Annotated in this window: 25 protein-coding genes; 17 read left to right on the top strand and 8 right to left on the bottom strand. The window is 39.7% G+C overall.

Annotated elements, in window-relative coordinates:
* Window positions 1-7: 7 nt before the first annotated feature.
* Genes H4J65_RS03160 through H4J65_RS03145 form a run of 4 tightly spaced genes read right to left on the bottom strand, consistent with a single transcriptional unit; the run spans window position 8 to window position 2,537 of the window.
* Window positions 8-592, bottom strand: a complete 585-nt coding sequence (locus H4J65_RS03160; protein ID WP_182184424.1) for a YqiA/YcfP family alpha/beta fold hydrolase — start codon at window positions 590-592, stop codon at window positions 8-10.
* Between the two features lie 24 nt (window positions 593-616).
* Window positions 617-1,402, bottom strand: a complete 786-nt coding sequence (locus H4J65_RS03155; protein WP_259367494.1) for a metallophosphoesterase — start codon at window positions 1,400-1,402, stop codon at window positions 617-619.
* Window positions 1,403-1,436: 34 nt separating this feature from the next.
* Entirely contained in the window at window positions 1,437-1,901 is a 465-nt protein-coding gene (locus tag H4J65_RS03150) for a DUF1249 domain-containing protein (RefSeq protein ID WP_182195377.1), read from the bottom strand.
* On the bottom strand, window positions 1,902-2,537 hold the full coding sequence (locus H4J65_RS03145) for an NUDIX domain-containing protein (RefSeq protein ID WP_182138359.1): 636 nt from the start codon (window positions 2,535-2,537) through the stop codon (window positions 1,902-1,904).
* Window positions 2,538-2,712: 175 nt separating this feature from the next.
* On the opposite strand from H4J65_RS03145, the gene tolC reads away from it, so the two are divergent.
* Window positions 2,713-4,074 carry an outer membrane channel protein TolC gene (tolC, locus tag H4J65_RS03140; protein WP_182138358.1) on the top strand — a complete coding sequence of 454 codons (1,362 nt, stop codon included), beginning with the start codon at window positions 2,713-2,715 and terminating at the stop codon, window positions 4,072-4,074.
* A 270-nt stretch (window positions 4,075-4,344) separates the two neighbouring features.
* Here the strand turns inward: tolC and H4J65_RS03135 are convergent, their stop codons facing one another.
* Together H4J65_RS03135 and hldE are read right to left on the bottom strand one after the other, a co-directional pair.
* On the bottom strand, window positions 4,345-4,488 hold the full coding sequence (locus tag H4J65_RS03135) for a hypothetical protein (RefSeq protein WP_182195373.1): 144 nt from the start codon (window positions 4,486-4,488) through the stop codon (window positions 4,345-4,347).
* A gap of 51 nt (window positions 4,489-4,539) precedes the next feature.
* On the bottom strand, window positions 4,540-5,967 hold the full coding sequence (gene hldE / locus H4J65_RS03130) for a bifunctional D-glycero-beta-D-manno-heptose-7-phosphate kinase/D-glycero-beta-D-manno-heptose 1-phosphate adenylyltransferase HldE (protein WP_182138357.1): 1,428 nt from the start codon (window positions 5,965-5,967) through the stop codon (window positions 4,540-4,542).
* 69 nt (window positions 5,968-6,036) lie between these two features.
* On the opposite strand from hldE, the gene lpxL reads away from it, so the two are divergent.
* On the top strand, window positions 6,037-6,975 hold the full coding sequence (gene lpxL / locus H4J65_RS03125) for an LpxL/LpxP family Kdo(2)-lipid IV(A) lauroyl/palmitoleoyl acyltransferase (RefSeq protein ID WP_182138356.1): 939 nt from the start codon (window positions 6,037-6,039) through the stop codon (window positions 6,973-6,975).
* 51 nt (window positions 6,976-7,026) lie between these two features.
* Window positions 7,027-7,707 (top strand): TcpQ domain-containing protein, encoded by a 681-nt coding sequence (locus H4J65_RS03120; RefSeq protein WP_182195369.1) that lies wholly within the window; start codon window positions 7,027-7,029, stop codon window positions 7,705-7,707.
* Window positions 7,708-7,737: 30 nt separating this feature from the next.
* On the opposite strand, the gene glnE is transcribed toward H4J65_RS03120, so the two are convergent.
* Window positions 7,738-10,635, bottom strand: coding sequence for a bifunctional [glutamate--ammonia ligase]-adenylyl-L-tyrosine phosphorylase/[glutamate--ammonia-ligase] adenylyltransferase (gene glnE, locus H4J65_RS03115; protein ID WP_182195364.1), 2,898 nt, complete (start codon window positions 10,633-10,635; stop codon window positions 7,738-7,740).
* A gap of 124 nt (window positions 10,636-10,759) precedes the next feature.
* Here glnE and H4J65_RS03110 point away from each other — a divergent pair, with 124 nt between their 5' ends.
* The 12 genes from H4J65_RS03110 (at window position 10,760) to H4J65_RS03055 (ending at window position 20,799) form a co-directional block, all read left to right on the top strand.
* Window positions 10,760-11,770 (top strand): hypothetical protein, encoded by a 1,011-nt coding sequence (locus H4J65_RS03110; protein ID WP_310649841.1) that lies wholly within the window; start codon window positions 10,760-10,762, stop codon window positions 11,768-11,770.
* An 8-nt stretch (window positions 11,771-11,778) separates the two neighbouring features.
* Entirely contained in the window at window positions 11,779-12,681 is a 903-nt protein-coding gene (locus H4J65_RS03105) for a DUF350 domain-containing protein (protein ID WP_182138353.1), read from the top strand.
* Between the two features lie 117 nt (window positions 12,682-12,798).
* Window positions 12,799-14,505 carry a polyamine aminopropyltransferase gene (locus tag H4J65_RS03100; protein WP_182195360.1) on the top strand — a complete coding sequence of 569 codons (1,707 nt, stop codon included), beginning with the start codon at window positions 12,799-12,801 and terminating at the stop codon, window positions 14,503-14,505.
* A 215-nt stretch (window positions 14,506-14,720) separates the two neighbouring features.
* On the top strand, window positions 14,721-15,134 hold the full coding sequence (locus H4J65_RS03095) for a YjfI family protein (protein ID WP_182138351.1): 414 nt from the start codon (window positions 14,721-14,723) through the stop codon (window positions 15,132-15,134).
* 23 nt (window positions 15,135-15,157) lie between these two features.
* The gene (locus H4J65_RS03090) at window positions 15,158-15,847 is read left to right on the top strand and encodes a PspA/IM30 family protein (RefSeq protein WP_182138393.1); all 690 of its coding nucleotides are present in this window, start codon (window positions 15,158-15,160) and stop codon (window positions 15,845-15,847) included.
* Between the two features lie 95 nt (window positions 15,848-15,942).
* Complete coding sequence (locus tag H4J65_RS03085; RefSeq protein ID WP_182195356.1) at window positions 15,943-16,581, top strand: hypothetical protein; 639 nt, start codon at window positions 15,943-15,945, stop codon at window positions 16,579-16,581.
* Window positions 16,582-16,583: 2 nt separating this feature from the next.
* Window positions 16,584-16,913, top strand: coding sequence for a hypothetical protein (locus H4J65_RS03080; RefSeq protein ID WP_182138349.1), 330 nt, complete (start codon window positions 16,584-16,586; stop codon window positions 16,911-16,913).
* 66 nt (window positions 16,914-16,979) lie between these two features.
* The gene (locus tag H4J65_RS03075) at window positions 16,980-17,465 is read left to right on the top strand and encodes a potassium channel family protein (protein WP_259367493.1); all 486 of its coding nucleotides are present in this window, start codon (window positions 16,980-16,982) and stop codon (window positions 17,463-17,465) included.
* A 595-nt stretch (window positions 17,466-18,060) separates the two neighbouring features.
* Complete coding sequence (locus tag H4J65_RS03070; RefSeq protein ID WP_182138348.1) at window positions 18,061-18,285, top strand: hypothetical protein; 225 nt, start codon at window positions 18,061-18,063, stop codon at window positions 18,283-18,285.
* 22 nt (window positions 18,286-18,307) lie between these two features.
* Window positions 18,308-18,559, top strand: coding sequence for a hypothetical protein (locus tag H4J65_RS03065; RefSeq protein ID WP_182195352.1), 252 nt, complete (start codon window positions 18,308-18,310; stop codon window positions 18,557-18,559).
* A gap of 510 nt (window positions 18,560-19,069) precedes the next feature.
* Window positions 19,070-19,876 carry an alpha/beta fold hydrolase gene (locus tag H4J65_RS03060; protein WP_182195348.1) on the top strand — a complete coding sequence of 269 codons (807 nt, stop codon included), beginning with the start codon at window positions 19,070-19,072 and terminating at the stop codon, window positions 19,874-19,876.
* Between the two features lie 5 nt (window positions 19,877-19,881).
* Window positions 19,882-20,799 carry a diguanylate cyclase gene (locus H4J65_RS03055; protein WP_310649912.1) on the top strand — a complete coding sequence of 306 codons (918 nt, stop codon included), beginning with the start codon at window positions 19,882-19,884 and terminating at the stop codon, window positions 20,797-20,799.
* Between the two features lie 174 nt (window positions 20,800-20,973).
* On the opposite strand, the gene H4J65_RS03050 is transcribed toward H4J65_RS03055, so the two are convergent.
* Window positions 20,974-21,225, bottom strand: coding sequence for a hypothetical protein (locus H4J65_RS03050; protein WP_182195327.1), 252 nt, complete (start codon window positions 21,223-21,225; stop codon window positions 20,974-20,976).
* Between the two features lie 539 nt (window positions 21,226-21,764).
* On the opposite strand from H4J65_RS03050, the gene H4J65_RS03045 reads away from it, so the two are divergent.
* Both H4J65_RS03045 and H4J65_RS03040 read left to right on the top strand, forming a co-directional pair.
* Window positions 21,765-23,096: a Xaa-Pro peptidase family protein gene (locus H4J65_RS03045; RefSeq protein WP_182195323.1), complete on the top strand. Its 1,332-nt coding sequence runs from the start codon at window positions 21,765-21,767 to the stop codon at window positions 23,094-23,096.
* A 451-nt stretch (window positions 23,097-23,547) separates the two neighbouring features.
* Window positions 23,548-26,484 (top strand): EAL domain-containing protein, encoded by a 2,937-nt coding sequence (locus H4J65_RS03040; RefSeq protein ID WP_182195319.1) that lies wholly within the window; start codon window positions 23,548-23,550, stop codon window positions 26,482-26,484.
* The last annotated feature ends 253 nt before the right edge of the window (window positions 26,485-26,737 follow it).

Genomic DNA, 26,737 nt, shown 5'->3' with positions numbered 1-26,737 from the left:
CTGATAATTAGGCTGATATTAGGGGTAAGTTGAAAAATGACGCTATGTTAGGCAAGGTATTTTCATAATCAATAAAACTATGATCTCCCCCTTGCACTATTGCCAATTGGCACTGGCGGTATTTTTCAACAGCTTGTTGGTAATCTAACACTTCATCACCGGTTTGTACCATGACCAAGTAATTATTGTTAGAAATATTTTCCTGTTCAAGCGCTTTCAATTCAACGATATGTTGCTCTTTAACTTGATAGCACTCGTGCGTATAAGGATTTACCTGCTCACCTAGGTAAGCTTTCATTAATTCAAATGGCTTAACCGCTGGGTTAATTAGTACTGCTTTCACTTGATATTTTTCAGCTAAATAAGTGGCAAAATAACCGCCTAAAGACGAGCCGACTAATAGCCAAGTCGCGCGGGGTTCAAGGGCAATAATAGCCTCAAGTTGTGCCATAGCGCTGTTGGGTGAAGAGGCAATTTGTGGGCAGTGAAAGTTTATTTCTGGGTAGTTTTTAGCAAAAAAATCCTGCGTGATCTGAGCTTTCATTGACTGAGGTGATGAGTTAAAACCATGAATGTATAAAACATTAATCATAATAAGTTGTTTCCTCTCATTAAGTTAAACAAAATGTACTGTACTGGTAAATTCGCCATTTGTGGCCAAGGTAAATAGTCGATAGCCTGGCGGTTGGCCATTTGACTTAGCTGTCAGTGAATTGATGTCAAATTGAATCGATGTTGCCGGACAAGTATATAAACTCACTGTGCTGTGTTCCAACGTCATAGGCAAGGTTAATGCTTGGTGAATATGACCACAGCCTACGGCTTTTATCGAGGGAAAGTTAGTTAAAAACTGTTGAAATTCTGCTTGGTTTATTAAACCATGTTGATCAATAAAATAACCAACATCAACTGGATGATGATGCATTAATAACAATTGAGCTTTGGTCGGGTCAATCATGCCAGCGGCAATATCAAACTGTGCTTTGCTGATCTCGCCAGCAGGTGTAGCACTTTTACTTTCCAACAATAGCACTTGCCAATTATCATTTTCAATTATACTGTCTTGACAAAAAGGGGCATGTGACAAATAGCGTGATAACAACCTAGGCTCATCATGATTACCGGCAATATAATAAACCGGGGTGATAATTTCACAGGCTTCAAATGCGCTGACAAAGAGCTGATAAGACTCTAGTGTGTGATCTTGTGTTAAATCACCGGTAAAAATAATCGCATCAATTGATGGCTGATTTTTGATGGCCAACAACACATTGATTAAGTTCTGGTAAACATTAGCCTGGTGATGCAGGCCAGTGCGATCAGCAAATAAATGGCTATCACTAATTTGCGCTAAGGTCAGTTTTTTTAACCTTAAGCTGTTGGGCATTGTTTTATCTGACATTAAGCGCTTTCACTTGAGTTTATTTAACATTAACTTAGGAATTTTTCAGGATATTGAGATTGATCTGCACTTGGCCTAATTGCAAACACAGCTGTAACCATTCTTTTAAGAAATAGTTAATTTGCTGTTTTTCATCAGGTAAATGCATTTTGTTATTAGGGTAATCATAACGTGGCTTAATTTGCTGTACATCTTGATTACTGATCACTTCAGCCATGCGAGCGTCATGATATAAGCGAATCACCATTTTCGGGCGAAATAACGCGGTTAAATTATAACCGTGAATATTGGCTTCTTGATTAATCGTCAGTAAGGTTGTGTATTTAGTAATTTCGTCAACTCTCACTCGGTAACTCAAAAAATCAGAGATAAAAAAACAGCGTTGTTCACCTACCTGTTCTTTATCAGCAAGTACGCGCAGCAATAACATGTAGTTAACTTCAAACAAGGTCATTAAAGTGGGTAAATGAGGGCGATATTTTTTTACAACAACTGACATTTATTTCCAGTTAGCTTTGAGCTTATCAAGATTTAGAGCTAGCCATTGTAACGCAATAATAGTCGCAGCATTAGCTATCTTTCCCTCTGCAAGTAATTTTTCAGCGTCTTGGCGCGTAACAACATGCACTAAAATATCTTCACCTTCGGTCTCTAAACCATGAACGCCTGAAATATGCTCACTGTCAACACAGGCACAATAAAGGTGAATGCACTCACTCATACCGCCTGAGCTTGAAAGGTAATCCATCACTTTAATCACCTTTTCAGGCGCTACATCCAAGTTAGCTTCTTCTTTTGCTTCTCGGATCGCAACGTCTAATGCCACTTCATTTTCTGAAAACATACCCGCAATAAGTTCTAATTGCCAAGGTCCGGTTTTACTGCGTAATGCGCCTAGGCGAAATTGTTCAATTAATACGATACAATCGGTTATCGGATCATAGGGTAATAAAGCAACCGCATCACCGCGCTCAAAAACCTCTCGTGTTAATACTTTACTATAGCCGCCAGCATAAATTTTGTGACGGAGTTGATACTCATCAAGGGCAAAAAAACCTTGGTATTTTCTTGATTTTTTAATCACCTCTACGTCGGTTAAATTAAAGCGTAATAAAGCGTCTTTGGTTATACTCATCGTGAGTTCTCTCTTATGCTGTTAGGCAATTTTCCAATACCCTAGCATTTAACATTTTGTTACACTAGAATACTTTCCTAAACACTTATTTTATTTAGCTAATTCCTTATTCGCGATAAGATGGTTACAATTAGAAAAATAATAGCCAGTTCATTATTATAGGAACCTCCTCAAGATGAAAAAAACAATAACCGCATTATTTATTGGCCTTGCCTGTGCTGCAAGTAGCTCTTTAGCTAATGCCGAAGATTTACTGTCAGTATACCAACAAGCCCAAGCTAGTGATCCGGTTGTTCTTCGAGCCCATGCGCAATATTTAGCAACAGAAGAAGGTATTGAACAAGCGCGCTCAGTCTTATTGCCACAGGTTTACGGCTCAGCAAGCTATACAGAAAGCGAGAGTGAGTTTATTCCTACTTCTGATACTGGACAATCTTCAGGTTTACTCCTGACTAATAAAAGTGACACCACGAGTTATGGTATTAACTTAGACATGGAGTTATATAATCATAGTACTTGGTTAAAACTTGATAATGCCAAGAAAGTTGCGCACCAAAGTGATGTGTCATACCAGTTAGCGAAACAAGATTTAATTGTGCGCGTAACACAAGCCTACTTTCAGGTGCTGAGTTCAAAAGATGATTTGGAATTCTCAAAAGCAGAAAAAGCCGCTATTGAACGTCAGTTAGAACAAACAAAACAAAGGTTTTCTGTTGGCTTAACAGCCATTACTGATGTTCATGAAGCTCAGGCTCAGTATGACAATGCCGTCACCAGTGAAATTAGATCAGAAAACCAAGTGTTTAATGCCGAAGAAGCATTACGTGTTATCACCAATGTTTATCCCCGTGATTTGAACATTTTAAATACCGAACGCTTTAGTACTTCTCGCCCATACCCAGATAGCGCCAACGAATGGCAGCAAACGGCAGAAGCAAAAAATTTAGAACTGATTGCAGAAAGAATAAGCATTGATATTGCCAAAGAAAATATCAATATCGCAAAATCAGGACATTACCCAACGCTAAGCTTAAATGGCAGCTATGGCAGCCGAGAGCAAGATAATGAAGTCAATAGTCTCAACTTTAATAACCCGGCACTAGACAGCCACTCAATTGGTGTGTCTTTATATGTGCCCATTTATTCAGGCGGCGCAATATCAAGCAGTGTTCGTCAAGCGCAAAGCAATTATGTTGCTGCAAGCCAGAATATGGAACAAACGCATCGTAACGTAGTGCGCAACACCCGTAATGCCTATAATACCGTTATCACTGCAGTGTCAGCTATTAAGTCATTAGAGCAAGCCGTGGTGAGTGCACAAAGTGCGTTAAAAGCGACTGAAGCAGGTTTTGAAGTGGGTACGCGTACCATTGTTGATGTTTTAAACAGTACGAGAAACTTATATGACGCCAAGCGTAATTTATCGTCAACGCGATATAATTACATTCAAAATGTATTAGCCTTAAAGCGTGCTGGCGGCACCATTACCGAGCAAGATTTAGCCGACATAAACCAAGGTTTAATCGCCGCTAAATAAAACTCTTAGCTTAAAAATTGAAAAAAAATAAATTAATATATTTGTTTCAATGAAATAAAAAAGCAGCATTAATGCTGCTTTTTTATGTTCAGGGCGAACAGTCTATTTATTGTCCCCGACAAAACTAATACCACTTTCATTAAATTTGTGATCTTGTTGTGCGCAGAGAAAATGCATCAGGGCAAGACGCTTGATTGAGCAATAGCTGGCTATTGTGATTGAGAGCACCGTAGCCTTGGTGTATTTTAACCAGCACAAGTGGGCAATAACTTAATGAAATTGGTATAAGTACTCACTTTCGTGTAAACACGGGTTATCAGTTGCAGACATAACCCAAGTACTTGCATCTACATCAGCAATGTCGTGTTCACTTAGCCTTTCTGAGCCATCCATAGCTTCAGGGCATGAGTACATTTATCTACATCGAGGTGAAAGAACGACGATGCCAGAAAAAAATTCACCTGACTACTTCTCTTGTTTTATCGCGTTAATAATTTTAGTTGTCGAAATACCATCTTCAAAATTAAGCACTTTCACTTCGCCGCCTGCTGCAATAACTTCCTTGCCTCCAGCAATGTCTGCTATTTTATAATCGCCGCCTTTAACTAAGGTGTTGGGTAATATATTGGCAATTAAACGTTGCGGGGTATCTTCACTAAAGGGGACTACCCAATCAACAGCACCTAGACCTGCTAATACCGCCATTCGGCGATCCACCGGATTAACCGGGCGACCTGGGCCTTTTAAGCGCGTCACAGAAGCGTCATCATTTACCGCAACAATTAGGCGGCTACCTAGCGTGTTTGCCGTGGTCAAATAAGAAACATGACCAGCATGCAGAATATCAAAACAACCATTGGTCATCACAATACTTTCGCCACGTGCTTGCGCTAATGCAACGGCAATTTTTAACTGTTCTTCAGACATCACACCAAAACCACTTTCTTGACCCGATGATAATTCTGCACTTAGTTCAGCTTGGCTTACGGTCGAGGTACCTAGTTTACCCACAACAATGCCGGCCGCAATATTGGCTAAAGCACTGGCTTGGGTAAATTCAGCTTTGGCGGCTATCGCAAGGGCAAGTGTTGCAATAACCGTATCTCCCGCGCCAGTTACGTCATAAACTTCTTTTGCTTGCGTGGGTAAATGAAATTCTTCTTGATCATGGCGTAACAAGGTCATGCCTTGCTCACTTCGAGTGACTAGCATGGCGGTTAAATCTAATGATTTAAGTAATGCTTGGCCTTTACTAACGATATCGGCCTCACTTTTACAGTGTCCTACTACCGCTTCAAATTCTGCGAGATTAGGTGTAATTAACGTAGCACCGCGATAGCGTGAAAAATCAGTGCCTTTTGGGTCAACTAACACAGGAATATTTTGTGCTTTCGCCACTTTGATCAGGGCTTGAACTTCTGACAAGGTACCTTTGTTATAATCTGATAACAGTAAAAGATCATGCTGAGCAATTAAGGCTTGGGTTTGCTCTATCAACGGCTGTTTATCAAGTTCGGCAAATGATTCTTCAAAATCTAAGCGTAATAATTGTTGATTACGACTTAAAATACGCAATTTGGTGATCGTTGGGTGAGCTTGCGATTGAATAAATTGACAATTTATATTCATTGCTGACAACTGAGTTTGCAATGTTGTCGACGCTTCATCTTGACCGGTAATACCCAGTAAAGTAACCTGGCCATTTAGTGACGCAATATTCAAAGCGACGTTGGCTGCGCCTCCTGGGCGATCTTCGTCTTGAAGTATTTTAACAATCGGCACAGGTGCCTCGGGGGAAATACGTTGTGTTGGACCAGACCAATAGCGATCTAACATGATATCACCAACGACTAAAACACGTGCTTTTTCAAAAGCGGGAATATCTACTTTCATCCTGTACCCTATAACAGATATAATAAGCGATATTGTATCACAAGCAATTCAATGAGTTGAAATCATCCCGTGAGTAAAAACAAAGTTTTACAACCAAATTTTAAAATATCTTTCCTGTTACCTAAGTATTGGCCAACTTGGATTGGGGTATTTATTCTTTACACTATCTCTTGGTTACCTTATCGGTTTCAGCTTTTTCTCGGCAAAATGATTGGCCGCTTACTATATAAAATAGGCTCAAGCCGCAAAAAAGTTGCCTTACGAAATTTAGAGCTTTGTTTTCCTAAGATGTCAGATGCCGAACGCCAAATTTTGCTCAAACGCAATTTTGAAAATACCGGTATTGCCTTATTGGAGACTGGTATGGGTTGGTGGTGGCCAGATTGGCGGGTAAAACGTCACACAACAATTATTGGCCTTGAGCATATTGAAGCAGCACAAAAGCAAGGTAAAGGTATACTATTACTCGCCATGCATTACCTTAGCGCCGAAATTAATTGTCGAGGCATAGGTTACGGACATCCTATGGTGGTGTTTTATCGACCTCATAACAATTACTTAATGGAATATTTTCAGTTTCGTGGTCGTGGTCGCTCAAACAAATATATGCTGGGCAAACGTGATGTTAAAGGCTTACTTCGAGCACTAAAAGAGGGTGAAGCCTGTATTTACTTGCCAGATCAGGATTATGGTCGCAGTCGCAGTGTTTTTGTGCCCTTTTTCGCGGTACCAGACGCCGCCTCAACCACAGGTACATTAATATTTGCTCGGCAAAAAAATTGCCAAACACATATGTTAATCCCTACGCGTAATGATGACGGCAGTGGTTACACCTTAGAGATAAAGCCTATGCTGGAGAATTTCCCCACCGGTGATGACACCGCAGACGTATTAAGAATAAATCAAGAGTTAGAAAAAGCAATCATGGTGAAACCTGAACAATATATGTGGTTGCACCGCCGCTTTAAAACTCGCCCGAATGAAGATGATCCGTCATTGTATAAATAGTTGAAATTAGCTATGGTGTCAGTAAAGTATGAATTTAATTTTAAGTAATTTATGAAATTTTGGTTACGAAGTATTATTTTAGGTTTGATCCTAATTGGCTTAGCGTCAGCATTACTGCTCAACACAGAGCCCTTATTTTCCGACAGCCAAGAACCAGCCGATAAAGTGGTTGCCACAAAGGTTGACACTTATCAGGCAGAGCAAGCTGAATCCTCAGCGCAAGAAGAAACCCTTGATGCTGAAAAAAGTACCAATGCCGCTGCTGACGGGCTTTCTAACTATTATGCTAGCATACGTGGTGACATGACTGGAGATGGCCCGCAAATTCGTAATAACATTGTCTATTTACCAGAGCCAAAAGGTGATTTAGAGAAAATATTAACCGCACGAGCTTTAATCACTCGACCCTTACCAAAAAATTGGATCGGCGAAACTGATAACCATCCATTTCGTCTTGGCGAAACCTTATTTGGTAAATTATCAGAGTATGCGGGAGATAATAATCTACAAGTAATTTGGTGGCTTAATCGTGACTTTGTCGTTAAAAACGCCTTTAGAATTAATAAAGATATTGTCACCACCTCTTATCAAGTCGGCAAAGCTATTGAAGGCCATTTTGAAAGTGGCCTTTCAATTTACTTTTGTTATCAGCAACGTACTATTGTTGTCATCGAGCATGGCACGGGTTACTTGGAGAAAGAATGCCTGCTGTTACCGAACAGGCGTCACTAATATCACCAAGCGGTTTTCATCGGCTATTGGCTACTGCAACAACTGTTCAACCAGTACCATAACTTGACTATACTCAGCGCTAAATTCAGTAACGGGGATCATGGCTGCGCTGTTTTGCAAGGTTGCATGGTGGCTGATGTCACGTAACTTGCAGTAATTATCCACTAGTGCCTGCTGTTGTTGTTTTGTTATAACGCCTATGTTCGCTAAATACTCCAGTAGATTAATGTTGTCTGAATAATCGCTCAAATTGGGATGCTGAGCACTGTGTGCTAAAACCAAGTATTGTACAAGAAACTCAATATCGACTAAACCACCCAGCCCCTGCTTAATATCGACTTCAGTCTTTGATGACTTATCCAAGTGTTGGCGCATTTTATTACGCATTTTTATCACGTCTTCACGTAGCACTTTTTTATCACGAGTTCTCATTAAAACATTGCGTTTAATTTCTTTAAACCTGTCGGCTAATCTGGCGTGACCATAAATGACTCTGGTACGGACTAACGCTTGATGCTCCCAGGTCCAAGCGTCACTGGACTGGTAATGAGCAAAGGTATCAATGTGCACCATTAAAAGACCGGCATTGCCCGAAGGCCTTAATCGCATGTCGAGTTCATATAAAATACCGTTTGCCATGCGAGTATTAAATAAGTGCATCATACGTTGAGCAAGTTTTAAGTAAAATTGTCCAGCAGAAATCGACTTTTCTCCTGAGGTCATTTCTGCCAAATCAGCATCATGGACAAATACTAAATCTAAATCAGAGCTGTAACCAAGTTCAATCCCGCCTAACTTTCCATAACCAATAACAGCAAAACCTTTGTCTTGGCCGTCTAATTTACTGGTTGGCACACCAAAGCGCAGTGCCATTTGTTGCCACGCTAAGTTTGCTACTTCTTCGACTAGGGCTTCTGCCAATGCAGTTAAATGATCACTGACTTTGGTAATCGGTAAAATATCAGTAATATCCGCCGCGGCGATACGTAATTGTTTAGCTTGTTTAAACTCACGTAAGGTGATCATTTGCGCTTCTTGATCGTCTTCAGGTACCCGTAACATAGTTTCACGTAGTTCCGCGACATAAGAAGATAACAGTGGTGGCTGATAAAATAATTTAGGATCAATGAGTTCATCAAGTAATATGGGAAATTTAGCAATGTGCTCTGCCACCCAACTACTGTTGCGACACAAATGAATTAATTGCTTTAATGCCCCTTCATTCTCAAATAATAATTCCAGATAGGCGGTACGTGTTGCCACCGTTTTTAGCACCCCTAATACTCGTGCTAAGGTCTGATCGGTTAGTCTTAAATCAGCAAGATGCCACAGCAGGGTTGGGATCAATTTATCTAGCACTTGGCGGCCACGGCTGCCCATGCTGCGTTTGGTCATTTCAGCGCGAAAATCTCTCAGCGCCTGCCATATAGTTTCACTGTGAGAAAACTCAACACCAGCTTTTGTCTCTAGCAATTGCGGAGACTGATCAATCCAAGCAATAGCCTCCTCATCGCTCCATTCACTATCCCAAAGTGTGGTCCAATATTGATCAACCGCCTGACGGTTTGGACTTTCCTCACCAATAAGTTCACTAAATTGTTGATGAACGCCCTGCATATGAGTAGCAAGCTGTGCCAAAAAAGTTGGCCAGTTTGTACAATTTTCGTCGGCAAGAATGCTGACTAAGCGCTGCTGGTCTAATTCATTGTCAGGTAAGGTTTGAGTTTGTTGATCATTTAACGCTTGAATAATATTTTCAACCCGACGCAAAAATCGATAACTAGCCGTTAACACTTGCGCACTGGGTTGTGTAAGCACATCGTGTGTTACCAATAAAGGCAATACGGTGAGTAAGTTACGATGCTGTAAATCACTAACACGGCCACCTCGGATCATTTGAAAAACTTGCACAATAAATTCAACTTCGCGAATACCGCCCGCGCCCAGCTTGATATTATTATTGAGTTGCTTGCGCCTAACCTCTTGGGCAATCATAGCTTTCATGCGTCGCAGGCTGTCGATAACGCTAAAATCAATGTAGCGTCGATAAACAAAAGGTCGCAACATGTTAGACAATTGGTCATGATACTTACCTTCTCCGACCAACCGCGCCTTTAACATCGCATAACGCTCCCAATCACGCCCTTGATCTTGATAATAATCTTCCATGGCATTAAACGATAATACTAATGGCCCACTTTCACCAAAAGGGCGTAAACGCATATCAACACGATAAACAAAACCGTCAGCGGTATGTTGATTTAACGCGGTAATTAATTTTTGCCCTAAGCGAGTAAAAAATAATTGATTGTCGATACTTCGCCTAAGCCCTTGCGTTGCTCCCGCTTCAGGATAGACAAAAATCAAATCAATATCAGAAGAAAAGTTAAGCTCTTGTCCGCCTAATTTACCCATGCCATATACCAGTAAATTTTGGGTTTCATTGGCACTGTTGACCGGTACACCCCACTTGCTTTCACAAAACTTTGTTAACCAAGCATTAGCCGCAATAATCAAACTATCAGCTAATGAAGACAGTCGTTTTAACGATTCATCAAGCGTTATATCCAATAGAAAATCACCAACAGCAATATCTACCATTTGCTTTAAACGAAACAATCGCAGGCACTTTTGCAGTTGTTCTTCTGTGGAGCATTTATCAACGCTATCAGCGAGCATTACGCTATATTGCGGTGTTTCACTCGACAATAACTGCTCGCTATTAAAAAGCTCAACCAGCAACTCAGGGGCTTGTATGGCACTACGCAAAATAAAGTCACTTAACCCTAATGCCCTTTTAAACAGCGCTAAACGCTCTGGTGATAAAGTATCGGTAACATTCGGATATTGTTGAGAAAACTCTAGCCAACTATCAGCTTGTTGGCTGGCAAGTAATGGCGGAAATGGCAAAGACGATGAATTAGACACGTTATCCTCGATAAAAGCTAAAATGAAAATGAGTAAGGTAAGTAATAATTAATAACAATCAGTAACAAATTAATTTCACTGATATACTTAAAAAAATAGACATAATATGTCAAAAGTGATACTAATGAATGATAACCATAGCATTTTTGAGGACACTATGGCAGGAATGCAGCCGCTAAAATCAATGATACTCTTGCTAACGTTATTGCTCTCCGCTTGTGGAGATCCAATAAAAGGGCAAATCACTCAACAAATCCCACTCACTGAACAACGTATTGAATTACTTGCTCAAGCACTTGCTAACGGGCAAGTTCGTAATGCTAATTTGATTACCCAATACGGGGAGAGATTACTACAAAGTAAGCCAGATTATAAACCCTTAATTGACGAGTTTTTAAAAGATACCGGCACAAAAGGCCCGATGTTTATTGCCTTAGTTGACCGACTAAATACGGTAAAAAAACAACCACAAATGTTTGAGAGTTCTCAAGCTATTTATGATGAGTTATTAAACCTGTATCAAGCAGCCGATCCCGTTCTATATTCTGATGCCTTAAGCGATCCGCTTAATGTCTTGGCTGATATGTCTGATGGCACTTTACCGCGCGTTAATGCGATGTCAAAAGAGCAAAGCTTAGCAGCCAATAAAGCACAAGACTTTGGCACAGGTGAACAGCTTATTGGCAATCCGTCTTATGGTAACTGGACTACTGGCTCAAATGGCATGTCGTTTTGGGCTTGGTACGGTATGTACTCGATGATGGGTGATGTATTTGGCTCTCGCCGAACGAGTTATAATGATTGGGGCCGTAACCGAAATTATAGTTATTACAATGATTATGGCCGCAAGCGCTACAGCTCGCCAAATCAACTAAGTAAACAAACTGATTTAGATGCTCGCACCAAAAAATCATTTCAAAGCCGCGGCCAAAAATACACCAGTACTTACAGCAAAAATAGAACTGGCGCGTCAAGTATTTCTAGCCAGAGCAAAAGCGCACAAACCAGTGCCAATCGATTTGCTAGCAAAACAGCCAATAAAAGCGCTTATGCAAGATCAAGCACAAGTGGAAAAAATGCTAGCTTTAGAAACAGTAAGAGTACAACGTCACGAAGCTTTAGACGTGGAAAGTAGGGATAAGTATGAATACATTTATTGAAATAACTGGTCTAAATATAGAGTTATTAATTTTCTTAGCTATCGATATAACGATTGCCATTATATTACTTTGCGCTATGCGCTTTATTAGTGGTTTATCTGCAAAAGTTAACTCTACCGACGAACTTGCCAAAGAAGATAACTTTGCTTTTGGTGTTAGTGTTGCCGGTAGTGTTGCTGCCTTGGGTATTGTACTAACGGGTGCCATTACCGGTGAAAATGCCGAAAGTTATTTAATGGAAATTGTCGGCATGGCAAGCTATGGCATTTTAGGTTTAATCTTAATTAAAGTAGGCCGGGTTTTTCATGACCGTTTTGCTTTAAACCAAATAGATAAAAATGCGCAAATTAAAGCCCATAATATCTCAGTTGGTATTGTCGATGCTTCAGGTGCTATTGCCACCGCCATTATTATTCGCGCGGTATTACTCTGGGTTTACGGTTTAGATATCAACACCTTTATCGCTATTATCGCTGGCTTTATAGTCTCACAAGCCATGTTAGTGTTAGTTACCCGTATTAAAGAACGCCAGTATGCTAAAAATAATCAAAATAGCTGCATGCAAAATGCCTTTGCTGAAGGCCAAGTGGCTCTCGCCATTCGTTATGCTGGTCAAGTTATTAGTACGGCCCTAGCGGTAACAGCTGCCAGCCACTTTTTAACTTATAGCCCAGAGACCTTATTAGCTAATATAGTTGGCTGGTTTATCTTTGGTATAATTATGACCATATTAGTCGCTGTTCTTACTTCTATTGCTAAACGCCTAGTGCTGATGGGTATCAACTTAGTTGAGGAAGTAGACCATCAACACAATATTGGTGTCGCCAGTGTTGAGATGGCGATTAGCATTTCAATTGCGCTTATTTTAACGGCGTTAATGTCATAGTTTTATCAAAATTTTGCTATTAAAACTTTGCTATTAAAATAACCAAGGGTAAATTATTACGCTTGGTTATTTTCCCCGTTTCATTAAACACCCATTTAACTCAAGCTAGGAATAACCATGACAAGCAATAGAAATCGCCTATGGGATGATGTACTCCTGATTTTAACTATGGCTGTTTTAGCGGGTTGTGGCCTGATATACGAATACCTATTGTCACATTATGCCGGTCGTGTACTGGGTATTATGGAAAGTACCATTTACGCCATGATTGGCCTGATGATTGTCGCTATGGGTTTAGGTGCTTTTGCGGCGCGAAAAATTCAATGCGCCTTTAATGGCTTTGTTTGGTTAGAGCTAATGATTGCTTTTCTGGGTAGTAGCTCAATACTCATTATTGGCGGACTGATCGCCATCACACAAACTTTTCCTGACATATTAGGCTCGATGTTTAACTTGCCTCCTGACGCCTACCCGCGAGGTGGTTTATTTAAACAACTGAGTTTTATTGCCTTTAATAGTCCCTATTTTTTCGGTCTAATACTGGGCTTTTTTATTGGTATGGAAATCCCCCTTATTGCACGTATTCGCGAAGAAATACATCAAAAGCATCTTAAAAATAATCTTGGCACCATTTACGGCGCTGATTATATTGGCGCCGGTATTGGCGCTGCTATTTGGGTAATATTTCTTTTATCTATAGACATCAGCAAAGCGAGTGCATTAACTGCCGCCTTAAATCTAACCGCTGGCATTGTATTTATCTTATATTATTGGCAAAAACTGACCTGGCGAAAAACCTTAATAACGGCTCATGGCATTTTATTAGTGATGATTATGGCAATTTACCAATTTGGTAATGGCTGGTTAAGTCAAATGAGTAACTTACTTTATCTCGACAAAGTTGTTTATAGTGACAAAACGCGTTTTCAACAACTGACTTTTACCAAAAGAAATATGGGCCCTGAAGAAGGCAGCATTATTAACTTTTATTTAAATGGCCGCTTACAGTTCTCATCCTCAGATGAATTTATTTACCACAGTTATCTTGTTAGCCCAGTATTAGCCGGCTCAGCACGCCATGACAACATTCTCATTATTGGTGGCGGTGATGGCCTAGCATTAAGAGATGTTTTACAGTGGCAACCTAAAAAGGTCACCTTAGTGGATTTAGATGCGCAACTCATTGAATTATTTAAAAATCCACATGAGAAATTACCTCTGAGGCTGGCTAATGCCATTGAAGACTTAAACGCAGTAAGTTTGCGCGATGAGCGTGTTGAAATTATTGCCGCTGATGCTTTTATCGCTATCGACCAACTATTGCAAAGCCATCAAACCTTTGACGCGATTATTGTTGACCTACCCGACCCCAGCCATCCAGATTTAAATAAACTTTATTCAGTTAATTTTTATGCCAGATTAAAGCAACTACTGGCGGGCGATGGCTTAATTGGCATTCAATCGGCCAGTCCTTATCATGCTAAAGACGCCTTTATTGCTATTGGTAAAACGGTGCAAGCCGCCGGATATTCAACGGTTCAGCAATATCATGACAACGTACCTAGTTTCGGCGAATGGGGTTGGACTATTGCCAGTAAAATGGGCGCAGCGCCTTTAACAAGATTAAAACGCTTACCTCAATTGCCTGTTGCTCACCATTGGCTAACCTTACCTATGGTGACTAATGCCTTTGAATTTTCTCGAGATTTTTATCAAGACAGTGAAACCGTACCAATTAATTATCTTGGCAGTCATGCAATTTATCAATTACATCAAAAAGCATGGCAAGATCAACAAGGCTTGAACAATGCTCATTTACAGTGAGCACAATGAATACAGATAAACTGCAACGGCATTATTGATCTTTTATTTAGCACCAAGACGTTTGGTATAGCTTAAGCTAAGATAAAATAAGAAAAATGAAATAAGCACTTGACATAATATGTCATGATGCTAAATTAACCCAATACGACATATTATGTCGTTAAGTAAAACAGTATCACTGATTTTACGCTACTTATTCGAGCATGAGGAATAACATGAATATTCATAAAATAGCTGACTACCTAAATACCTTGGCTGATGATTCAGATACTGGGATGGTGTTTGATTGCCAACCCATTTCAGGTGAAGTCGATGTATTACAAATTTCGGTATTCGGCCGTGAAGAGTTACCTATTTTTGTGTCGGTAACGGATGATCAAATTCTTTGTATCACCTACCTCTGGGGTGAAGAAGAAGTTAAATCAGACAAGATAAATGAAATGCATGTCAGTATGTTAGAAATGAACATACCTATGCCATTATCTTCATTTTCAAAAATTGGTGATAAATATGTCATTTTTGGTGCGCTAGCGATTAGCTCAACATTTGATGATATCGAACACGAACTAGCGGTATTGAGCAATAATGCGCTAGAAATTATTGATGACATGAGTGATTACTTAATTTAAGCAACCACCTTAGGAGTATTATAATGAGTATTTTTAAAAAAATTATGACCGCTATTCGCGGCGGCGCAACTGAAGTCGGTGAAAACATTATTGACTCAAATGCAACCCGTATTTTTGAACAAGAAATTCGTGACGCAGAAAATCACCTCACTAAAGCTAAACGTGACCTAACCGGTGTTATGGCACAACAAATGTCGTCTAGCCGTGACGTTGAGCGCATTAAGCGTGAAGTTACTGAGCATGAAGGTTATGCCGTTCAAGCCCTAGAAAAAGGTGACGACGAACTTGCTTTAGCCGTTGCTGAAAAGATATCAGCACTTGAAAATGAACTCGCCACACAGCAACAATCACTTGATAGCTTTCAAGGCAGTGCTGAACGCTTGAAAGAGTTAGTGAAAAAGAGTGAACGTCACGTAGCTGAATACAAACGTCAATTGTCTATGGTGAAAACCACAGAAAGCGTGCAAAAAGCCACCTCGGCAATTACCGATAACTTCTCATCAAGTAACTCTAAGCTATTAAGTGCCAAAGACTCATTAGAGCGCATTAAAGCTAAGCAACAGAAATTTGATGATCGCATGAAAGCCGCTGAAGTACTTGAGTCAGAAAACTCAGATAACTCACTTGAAGCTAAGCTTAAAGAAGCCGGCATTGGCGCTAGTGACAACAACGCAAATTCAGTATTAGAGCGTTTAAAAGCTAAAAAGAAGTAACTTACAAGTTACTACCACCGCTTTGTATCCATGATGCAAAGCGGTTTTTTAGTTTAATTAAATGCCAGTTTAGCCATTGATATTCGGAGCAAATAGTGAGCTTTTTTAAAAATATATTTAAGAAACCAACGCCAGAACGTAAACTCAATAATGTAAAAGAACTCACCCTAGGTGACATCATTGTGCTATCAGACAGTTTTGGTTTGCCCGCAGCACTAAGAGCGCAAGAATTTCAAGTAACGGCCGTTAACAGCTATGAATTTGAAAATAAAACTCAAGCAGAATGGGTTTTGCAGGGCGGTGACAATACAGAGTTGTATTTAACTTTGGACGTTGATGATAAAACCTATCTAAAATTTTCCCTGAAAATATTGCATCAAGATGTTGAAACACTGTTTGATCTTGAGCAATTTGCTGAAGTTTTCGATGAGCCGGGTCAAGCGCAATTAGAGCGCATAACAGACAGTAGCACCACGTCAGGCTGGAGCAGCGAAATATATCGACAAAGCAGTTATGCCCAAGTAGGTTACTTTCATCGCAAAGATTATCGAAAAGATGAACTCTCAGCTTACCAAGGCAAAGACAGTGGTGAGCAATTTGAGCTTTATTCGCTATTTGATGAAGATCAAGATAAAGGCGTCGATATTGAAGTATGGCAAGACGGCGATACCGAAGTATTTTTAACCTTATTTAAACCCACCACAGATATTGTTGATATGTATCCAGGGAGTTAATTGTGTCACGAAAAATTCCCGACAAATGGCAATCATCCGTAAAAGCGGTCAAAGCAGTGCAAGTTGCTTTTGATATGGATGAGAAAATTCAACTCGCCATTAGAAAGCAAGCGTTAGAGGCTGGTATCAGCCCGTCAGAGCAAATTCGAGATATTCTGGGCTTACCGATAAATAAGCGCCCTAAACGTCCAAGATTAACCGTAAGCTTGTCAGCTGACGATTATGCCTTACTGGCTGAAAAATATGCTTTATCATCAGAACAGCAACTTGAAATTAAGAAAAAATTAATGGATGATTTAATTAATTATGTCAATAATAGCCTTATTGACTAAAGCCGAGCTAAGTTTACCCCGATTAACTTGTTTCATAAAAGCCCATAGATAATGTAAGAGATTAAAATGATAGTCGTTCAAAAAGCAATGGAGAAAACTAATTTATACCGTGTTGATGACTTCGGCATAAAAAATTACAACTACGGCTTTATTGGCATTGCCTCTTTCCTCTTATTTTTAACCTTAAACTTATCCTTGGGCTATATTACTTATCAAGCTGAGTATGGGCTTGAAGGCTCAAACATAAAAAGCTATAGCGATGCTATTTGGCTAATGGTGATGTCTTCTACCACGATTGGTTTTGGTGACGTTTACCCCATCACTTTTATTGGTCGAGCGTCTGTTTTTATTATGTTTATACTCGGCGTAGGTATACTGGGTGCTATGGGGGCGATGTTTATCAACAAAATATTTGGTTTTGCCGATACCAACATTAAAAACAGAGAGCTGAGAATGCAAAATGCGCAAATTATTACTCAAAATACCGCCATCACTGAAAAGCTAACGCAATTAGAAGAAAAACTTGAGTTCTTAGCCAAAAAGCTTAAGTAATTTACGCTGAGTTTAAGGTTAAAGCCTTTAAAAATCTCATTTCTGCTAAAAATTTCGCGTATCCACCGCTTAATTATCACCATAAAGAAGTTGACCAGACCAAGGTTAAGCTAGAGTTATGACCGTAAATATTGAGTTAGCCCTTGGCTGATAAATTAATTTTTCAACAGCTTGCCCTTATCTACCCTCCACTTTATTTTTAGGGCTAATAGCCCGTTAAACTTGATAACGACCTGATAACGACTTGATAACGAAAAGTGTAGACTTAAAAAAAATTAGCGTTGCATAATCCCCTTACCTGCTGCCACTAAGACAAAACATGATTAAAAACACCTCTGACTAAACAAGAAAAACGATCATAAAAACTACCGTGAAAATATTAACCCATTGTTTTATAATAACTTATAAGCTTATACATCCTATTAACCATTACGTGTAATTTTTATCTCAATAATGCTAATCAAGATTTTAACCGTTAAATTAATTTGATAAAAAAATTTGATTAATAACCGCAAAATAATTCACTTTCCAATTTTAAATTAACGGCCCATTATCAGCTTGAAAACACAAATATGATTTTTTATAAGGTAAAGAAATGAACATTGATACATATGCAGATACTGATATAGATGTTGATGATGATTCAAATTTTGATACGGGTATTGCTAGTTTTGAAATTGACTCTGGCTCAACCAATAAAAAAGCAATTAGAAAAACAGCGAAACAAAATTATCAAATCAGACAAAGGTTAGATTCATTAAATGAAAAAAGATTTCTTGATAGAGAGCTTAATTCTTTAAGTGACTATTGGGACATGTAATGAAACATCAACGAGATTCAATATGAAAAAATTAATTTTAGCATTAGCTGTACTGACATTAACCTCAAATTTAGCATTTGGCCAAGAAGATGAAACCGAATTAATGGCAGCACCTTCAGAATATGTCGTCAGCCTTTTAGCAGAATGTAAAAATGACGCTGTAGAAGATGAAATTACTACATCAGACATGAACAGTTACTTATTAAACTGTATCAATGATGAGCTAGAAGCTAGCTATTATATGGCGATTAAAGTTCTACCTGAAGAGAACTGAAATTTATAATTTATGATTTAGAGTCTTTAACGTTAAGTCACTCAAATTACTTAGGCCATTTAATATAGTGGGTTGGTTAATTTGAGTGTGCTTATTTAATCAAATTCGTATTACTTCTCTCAATACTAAATTATTCACTTCAGCTGCTGTTAGCTCATAGCCGTTTTATCACCTTTGGTCACTAGCGTGTCACTTAATACAACTAACTCAAGCAAACACTCACCATCTTGCCACTGCCCTGCATAAAGCCGACATAAGTAAAATAATGTTTAAATGCTGAGCAAGGCTAGCATTTATTTTTCGCTATTGATTAGCGTAAAATTGTATTTTTTGAAACAATGAATTCGCCACACTGTAATCACCACGATTAATATCTCCATCATCAACTTTATTATAATATTTGATTAATGATAAAGGGTTTGCTTAACTCGAACGATTACATTAGATTGACTAAGATGCAATCGATCAGCACTAATGGATGTTAACCTCATGAATAGGGATTAAATTAGCTTGCTAGATACAAATAATGTACTTATTAGAAATAATGTTAAATTAATTGGCCAAGGCAGTAAAACCCTGTTTCTTGCCCATGGATTTGGCTGCGATCAAAATATGTGGCGCTTTTTAACGCCAGAATTGTCCAAGCACTTCACTATTGTATTATTTGATTATGTTGGCTCAGGTGCTTCTGATATATCTCAATACAGTAAAAAACGTTACAGTAAACTTGAAGGATATGCTGACGATATTATAGAAATCTGTGACACTTTAGAACTATCTGATGCTACTTTCATCGGACACTCAGTCAGCTGTATGATTGGTGGGATTGTTAGCATCCAACGACCTGAGTTATTCTCTAAGTTAATAATGATCTGTCCTACGCCCTGTTTTTTAAATTTTCCTCCTGAATATTTTGGTGGTTTTGATAAAGAAGATCTAAAAGAATTACTAAACCTTATGGATAAAAACTATATTGGCTGGGCTAATTATTTAGCGCCATTAGTGATGGGCACAACTAATTCAGATGATCTTATTGGCGAGCTATCCGGCAGCTTTTGTTCTACCGACCCAGTTATTGCCAGAAATTTTGCTGAAGTAACATTTTACTCTGATTATCGTCATCTTTTAAAAGCGATTAAACAGCCATCCTTAATTTTACAAAGTGAAAATGACGCACTGGCTGCAATTTCTATTGGTGAGTTCATGGCTCGTGAAATGCCTGATAGTAACCTTAAAGTGATAGCCGCTGATGGCCATTGCCTACATATGACTCACCCTGAAGCTATTATGAATTCGATAATAGAATATGCCAAATGATTAAGGTGGAGAAAAATCACATTGAGCATAACAAGGTAGTAAATTACTCTCTTGATAGCTTTCCATGTGGTGCTTTAGTCACTAATTCCTCAAGAGTTATTACCTATATTAATTCATACTTTACCAAGCAACTATTGTGGCAGCCGAATGATCTTATTGGTAAAAGTGTCGATGTTCTGTTTACTCAATCCTCAAAAATATTTTTTCAAAGTTATTTAATTCCGACACTTTTACACGAAAAAGTGTGTGAGGAAATGCAGCTCATTATATTTCATGCCGATGGACGACGTATTCCTATCACAGTGAATGCTAGTTTGAGTGCTGATGGTGGTATTTATTGGAGTTTATTCAATGCTTCTAAACGAGATAAACTCTATGAGGAGCTGATAAAAACCAGAGAAACACTTGAGATACAAGCTGAGAAATTGAAATTACTGGCCTCAACTGATGAGTTAACCGAGTTATTAAATAGAAGAGAAATGAAATATCGAAGTAGCTTAATGCTAGAACAAGCAGCAAGATCTCATTACTCAGTAAGTTTATTAATGCTAGATGTCGATCATTTTAAAAAAATAAATGACACTATGGGCCATTTAGAAGGTGACCGAGTACTGAAAAAACTCGGACAGTTATTACAAGGATTTGGCCGAAAAACAGATCTTATCTCCCGTTTTGGCGGAGAAGAATTTTTGATCATGTTACCCGATACCAACAAAAGTGATACCTTATTACTATGCCGTAGACTACATAAGTTAATCGCTGAAATTAAAGTAGGCGACAGTTCGCTGACCGTAAGTATTGGCGTGAGCATTTGTGATGAGCAAATATCATTTATCGATTTATTTACTCAAGCGGATAATGCGGTATATAAAGCGAAATCGCGGGGAAGAAATAGAACCGAAGTTCATCTGAACAATAGTTAAACAAGAGCTAAACACATCAATGCTTGAGCTAAACCTCAAATACCTCAGATCAATGATGTGATAACAAGTATTTAAAATTCGCCACTTCCCTATTTAAACACTCGCTGCCTTTGTAACTTTCGCGCAATAATATAACCAGCACAATGCGTGTTAGTGGTTACCCTGATGTCTGAGTTATTTAAACCAAACTTTGCCACCAATAAATTTATAAGCAGGTAAACCGCGGATCAAAGTATCTCGGGCAAAAGGTTTATAGCATTTTGGGCAAAGGCAAGGTTCAACCGTATAATCTTGGCTGATCCGTTCTTTAAAGCTTTTTACTAAGGCTCCTTTGCCGCCCTTTCGGTATTTAAATAACAAGGTATTACAGCCCGCACAAAAAATATCGATGGTTTTTGTTGGGCCTTTTTTATTCGGTTTTGCCATAAATTATGTCAGCGTACTTAGTCATTTTTAGTCTGTAAATCACATGAATATTTCATGCTAATGGTTATATTTTATAACAATAAAAAGCTACTATCTAAACTTAATAAGCTAGTTAGCTCACCATAACAGAAATGAGCCTGTTTTATACCTGCTCGACATAATTACCTAATAACCTTTTGTATCAAGCTACTTGCAGATAGATAACAGATGTCAAATCAATGCCCTCTTATTCCGGTCAATTCCCATTAACTTAAGCTAACTCAATTGGACCAGAGTAAAGAGTACAAAAGTACAGCCTTCGCTTTCCATCGCTGGCGGTTGGTAGGTTAACCCCAAAATAAATCATCATTATTTGCAGATACCCTCAAGGCTGAATAACCTCAAATAATAAACCAAAACTGCGCAATGGCTTTTATCAGTAAGCGCTTGCTCATTGAGAAAATAAACGATAGCGTAAAGTATAAATATTATTTTACCCTTTAATATAACCTTCAACCCTAGATAGCATTTTTATACTGGGTTATAGACAGGAATAAGACATGAACATCAGTAAAAGAACTTTTTTAAAAGCCAGTGGTGCAAGTATTGCCACCCTGTCTATTGCTGGGCAAACCCTGACGTCATCTGCCCTTGCTGCTTCAGTAAATAATCAGCCTGATATCAAGGGCCAAAGGAAAGGCCAAAGGCCAGCACTTAAATCGATTACAGGTACGGTAACAGGCATTAATCCAGTCGAGCGATTGGAGCGTATAGCCAAAGCACAAAAATTAATGCAACAACTTGAAATATCAGCCTTGATACTTGAACCCGGCGCCGCGATGGATTATTTCTCAGGTATACAATGGCGGCGCAGTGAACGCTTAACGGCGGTTATTATCCCACGTGAAGGTGAAATTTCTGTTGTTTGCCCTTTTTTTGAAGCGCCAAGCGTACGCGAGAGTTTAGCGGTGGGTGATGACATTCGTGTTTGGCAAGAGCATGAAAGTCCATTCGTTTTAATTAAACAAATACTGAAAGACTCAGGATTAAATAAAGGCAAAGTCGCCTTTGAAAATTCAGTGCGTTATTTTGTTATGAGTGGCGTTATGGCCCAACTTTCTACTATGCAGCATGTTAGTGCCGAGCCAGTAACGCTGGGTTGTCGTATGTATAAAAGCCAACATGAGCTTGAGTTAATGCACAAAGCTAATGAAGTGACTTTACTTGCCTACGCTCATGTTTTCGCTCAACTAAAATTAGGCATGAGCCAAAGTGATGTAAAATTATTAATGCACACAGCCCAAGGGCAATTAGGCGGCAAAGGCGCATGGAATATGGCGCTATTTAATCAAGCCAGTGCTTACCCGCATGGCACTAAACAAAAGCAAATACTAACTGAAGGTTCGGTGGTATTAATGGATTGCGGCTGCAATGTTTATGGTTATCAATCTGATATCAGTCGTACTTTTGTTTTCGGTGAAGCAAGTAAGCGCCAGCGTGAAGTTTGGCAAACGGTTAGACAAGGTCAAGAAATTGCTTTTGAACAAGCAAAAATTGGTACACAAGCGGGCTTAGTTGACGATGCCGTGCGTAAATTTTATCAAAGCAAAGGTTTTGGTCCTGGCTATAAATTGCCCGGATTGTCGCACAGAACCGGGCACGGTATCGGTATGGAAGGACATGAAAGTGTCAACTTTGTTCATGGCGAAACTGAACGTTTAAAACCAGGCATGTGCTTTTCTAATGAGCCAGGTATTTATATTCAAGGTGAATTTGGTGTGCGACTTGAAGACTGTATTTACCTGACCAAAAATGGCCCACAATGGTTTACTATGCCGCCAGCATCCTTGGACGATCCGATTGGAAAGTTAATTCAGCTGCAAACGCTTTAGCTTTTAATATACTAATGTCCGCTCTACCCCATAAGAGTCGTTCAGTTAGAGATAGCTAGTGAGCTTTTCACCCCAAGTCCCTACGCTATAGTGACTTAGGGTGATTTTTTATCCGTCAAAGACCTCCTCCCGTCCCGCTATTGATTTGGTGTAATCCAGTCTAATGTAGGCCTCATCACATGAGCTAAGGTGCTGCCATATTTAACCAAGGTGATTTTGGCTCTGACCAATAAAGCGGCTTAATCATTTTATTGGTGTTTTTGTGTAAATTTTCTGTGAATTTCTGTGAATTTCTGTTAATTTCTGTGAATTTCTGTGAATTTCTGTATGCAAGGTGCAAAATCAATGTATTATAAATAATATACAAGAGTGCAGTACATATTATAGTCACAGTGTAATATAAGAACCCACAGGGAATTGTCCTAAATGTGGAAAGGATTTGTATCTAAAAATGCCCATTATAAAGCATATCAAAAAGCTAAAGCTGCTGCTCAAAGATGCTAAGGCCAGCACAAACCAATTGCCGAGCAAGTTAGTAGTATTACCCGCCAAAGATAAACTTCTGCACGAACTCCAAGTACACCAAATTACATTGCAGATGCAGAACGAAGAGCTACAACGTACACATGCTGAATTAGAAAATGCCAAACAACGTTATGCAGATTTGTATGAATTTTCCCCCGTTAGTTATCTCACAGTAAACCACGAAAGGGTAATCACCGCAGCGAATATTTCTAGTGCAGAGTTGCTGTGTGAACCTAGGCAGAAATTGCTTGGTCGTCCCTTATCCCACTATATTAGCCGCGAAGACCGCGACCGTTTGCATCTACGTATTATGGTTGCGTTTAAAACAGGTGAATCGTTGCATTGTGAACTTAAAATGCAGCGTGCAGACAATTCTATTTCCCATGTTCTCTTAGAATCTAAAAGCAATGAGATTGATGACAAGACGAGCTTACTCATTACGCTGACTGACTTCACTGAGCGTAAACAAGCAGAAGAAGCGACCCAAGCCGCCTTGCAATATTCTCGTAGCCTGATTGAAGCCAGCTTAGACCCATTAGTCACCATCAGTGCCGAAGGTAAGATTACTGACGTGAACACCGCGACTGAGAAGGTGACGGGTGCAGAGCGTGCCAGCCTCATTGGCAGTGACTTTGCTGATTACTTCACCGATCCTAAAGAAGCCCGTAAAGGTTACGAGCAAGTATTCTCAAAAGGCTATGTCACCGACTATCCGCTAGCGATACGTCATGTATCAGGCAAGCTCACCGACGTACTCTATAACGCCAGTGTATACAAAGATCTCGAAGGCAATGTGCGGGGGGTTTTTGCCTCGGCACGCGATGTGACTGAGCGTAAACAAGCAGAAGAAGCGACCCAAACCGCCTCGCAATATTCTCGTAGCCTGATTGAAGCCAGCTTAGATCCATTGGTCACCATCAGTGCCGAAGGTAAGATTACTGACGTGAACACCGCGACTGAGAAGGTGACGGGTGCAGAGCGTGCCAGCCTCATTGGCAGTGACTTTGCTGATTACTTCACCGATCCTGAAGAAGCCCGTAACGGTTACGAGCAAGTATTCTCGCAAGGCTATGTCACAGACTATCCGCTAGCAATACGTCATGTATCAGGCAAGGTCACCGACGTAATCTATAACGCCAGTGTGTACTACAATGCAAAGGGTGAGGTTGCAGGCGTTTTTGCCGCGGCACGCGATGCAGAACTGGCCTTAACTGCCACCATTTTCGAGTCTCAAGAAGGCATGTTTATCACTGATGCCAATGCCGTGATCCGACGCGTTAATAAAGCCTTTACCGATATTACGAGTTACACAGCTGAAGATGCTATAGGCCAAAAATTTGAGATGCTTAGGTCAGATTTTCATGATGAAGCTTTCTACACCAATAAGTGGGATATTATCAATAACACCGGCATGTGGACAGGTGAAACTATGGGTAAGCGTAAGAATGATGAAGTCTATCCACAGCATCTAAGCATTACGGCAGTGAAGGATATTAAGGGTATTGTCACTAATTATGTGGCCACGTTGACCGATATTACCAAGAGCAGAGCCGCCTCCGATGAAATCAAGAATCTGGCGTTCTATGACACATTGACACACCTACCTAATCGTCGCATGTTAATGGATAGACTGAAAAAAACCTTGGCTGCTAGAAGCAGAAGCGGCGCTGTACTGTTTTTGGATCTTGACCAATTTAAATCTCTCAATGACACATTGGGACATGACATGGGTGATGTTCTGCTACAACAGGTGGCAAGTCGCCTCAGCAACTGCTTACGAGATGGCGATACCGTAGCACGTTTAGGTGGCGATGAATTTGTCGTTTTAATAGAAGACGTAAGTGAACAGCCCATTGAGGCGGCAGCACAAACCGAAATGATTGCTAAAAAATTACTGAACGCACTGAACCTACCTTATCAACTGGGTACGTATGAGCATCGCAGCACCGCGAGTATAGGGGCCACACTATTTAGTGATCATGAAACAGGGTTAGATACCATCATCAAGCAAGCCGATATTGCTATGTATCAAGCAAAAACGGATGGAGGTAATACCATGCGTTTCTACGACCCAAAAATGCAAGAGGCCATTTCCGACCGCGTTGATATGGAACGTGATTTACGCCAAGCTATAGAGCAACAGCAGTTTCAGCTGTATTACCAAATACAGGTAGATAGCTCGGGTCATCCATTGGGAGCAGAAGCCTTAATCCGGTGGAAGCATCCTGAACGCAATATGATTTCACCTCTACAATTCATTCCGTTAGCAGAAGAAACAGGACTGATTTTACCGATTGGACAATGGGTGTTAGAGACGGCTTGCGCTCAACTCGCCGTCTGGCAGAAAAATGCTCATAGCAAACACTTGGTACTCTCGATCAACGTTAGCGCCAAACAGCTGCATCAAGCAAACTTTGTGACACAAGTACAGGAAACGATACAGCATCACGGAATTGACTCAACAAAACTCAAGCTAGAACTGACGGAGAGTATGTTGGTTAAAGATATTGATAGCATTATTAATAAGATGAATGTACTCAGCAAGATAGGTGTTCGGTTCTCATTGGATGACTTTGGTACCGGCTACTCATCACTGCTATATCTGAAAAAACTGCCTTTATCTCAATTGAAAATAGATCAGTCATTTGTGCGCGAAATTGTTGTCGACGAAAACGACCTCACCATAGTAAGTACGATTATCGCCATGGCGCATAGTTTGAATTTGGGGGTGATTGCTGAAGGGGTTGAGACCGAGGAGCAAAGACAACTACTTATGAACAATGATTGTTTGCAATTTCAAGGCTATTTGTTCGGTAGGCCAATGCCGATTGATGCATTTGAGGCTTTGCTTAGTTTAAGTTGATTGGTATCGATGGTCGGATAAAAGGGCTTAGGTACAGATTTTAAACGTATTACACCTCTACTTAACGGCCTAGTTATGTGCCTAGTTATGGGCCTAGTTATGGGCCTCTAAAGAGGTTTAGCTTGCTATCACGACTAAATACTTTAATAACTTGTTAAGACTGATATTTAATGGCTCATTGATGGGTACTATACCCGTGAGCAATGAAGGTGCTTGATTTAGTCTGATTTGAGGATTAGACGTACACATGATT

Origin of the sequence: Colwellia sp. MB02u-9 (genome assembly GCF_014077085.1) — a bacterium.
Classification (GTDB): Bacteria; Pseudomonadota; Gammaproteobacteria; order Enterobacterales; family Alteromonadaceae; genus Cognaticolwellia.
The sequence above is the reverse complement of the archived record's forward strand: the minus strand, read 5'-3'. Positions and strand labels throughout refer to the sequence as shown.

Bases quoted from the DNA above. Each gene is read 5' to 3' on its own strand.
- H4J65_RS03160 (WP_182184424.1), bottom strand. From the start codon at position 592: ATGATTAATGTTTTATACATTCATGGTTTTAACTCATCACCTCAGTCA.
- H4J65_RS03155 (WP_259367494.1), bottom strand. From the start codon at position 1,402: ATGTCAGATAAAACAATGCCCAACAGCTTAAGGTTAAAAAAACTGACC.
- H4J65_RS03150 (WP_182195377.1), bottom strand. From the start codon at position 1,901: ATGTCAGTTGTTGTAAAAAAATATCGCCCTCATTTACCCACTTTAATG.
- H4J65_RS03145 (WP_182138359.1), bottom strand. From the start codon at position 2,537: ATGAGTATAACCAAAGACGCTTTATTACGCTTTAATTTAACCGACGTA.
- tolC (WP_182138358.1), top strand. From the start codon at position 2,713: ATGAAAAAAACAATAACCGCATTATTTATTGGCCTTGCCTGTGCTGCA.
- H4J65_RS03135 (WP_182195373.1), bottom strand. From the start codon at position 4,488: ATGTACTCATGCCCTGAAGCTATGGATGGCTCAGAAAGGCTAAGTGAA.
- hldE (WP_182138357.1), bottom strand. From the start codon at position 5,967: ATGAAAGTAGATATTCCCGCTTTTGAAAAAGCACGTGTTTTAGTCGTT.
- H4J65_RS03120 (WP_182195369.1), top strand. From the start codon at position 7,027: ATGAAATTTTGGTTACGAAGTATTATTTTAGGTTTGATCCTAATTGGC.
- H4J65_RS03110 (WP_310649841.1), top strand. From the start codon at position 10,760: ATGAATGATAACCATAGCATTTTTGAGGACACTATGGCAGGAATGCAG.
- H4J65_RS03105 (WP_182138353.1), top strand. From the start codon at position 11,779: ATGAATACATTTATTGAAATAACTGGTCTAAATATAGAGTTATTAATT.
- H4J65_RS03100 (WP_182195360.1), top strand. From the start codon at position 12,799: ATGACAAGCAATAGAAATCGCCTATGGGATGATGTACTCCTGATTTTA.
- H4J65_RS03095 (WP_182138351.1), top strand. From the start codon at position 14,721: ATGAATATTCATAAAATAGCTGACTACCTAAATACCTTGGCTGATGAT.
- H4J65_RS03090 (WP_182138393.1), top strand. From the start codon at position 15,158: ATGAGTATTTTTAAAAAAATTATGACCGCTATTCGCGGCGGCGCAACT.
- H4J65_RS03075 (WP_259367493.1), top strand. From the start codon at position 16,980: ATGATAGTCGTTCAAAAAGCAATGGAGAAAACTAATTTATACCGTGTT.
- H4J65_RS03070 (WP_182138348.1), top strand. From the start codon at position 18,061: ATGAACATTGATACATATGCAGATACTGATATAGATGTTGATGATGAT.
- H4J65_RS03065 (WP_182195352.1), top strand. From the start codon at position 18,308: ATGAAAAAATTAATTTTAGCATTAGCTGTACTGACATTAACCTCAAAT.
- H4J65_RS03050 (WP_182195327.1), bottom strand. From the start codon at position 21,225: ATGGCAAAACCGAATAAAAAAGGCCCAACAAAAACCATCGATATTTTT.
- H4J65_RS03045 (WP_182195323.1), top strand. From the start codon at position 21,765: ATGAACATCAGTAAAAGAACTTTTTTAAAAGCCAGTGGTGCAAGTATT.
- H4J65_RS03040 (WP_182195319.1), top strand. From the start codon at position 23,548: ATGCCCATTATAAAGCATATCAAAAAGCTAAAGCTGCTGCTCAAAGAT.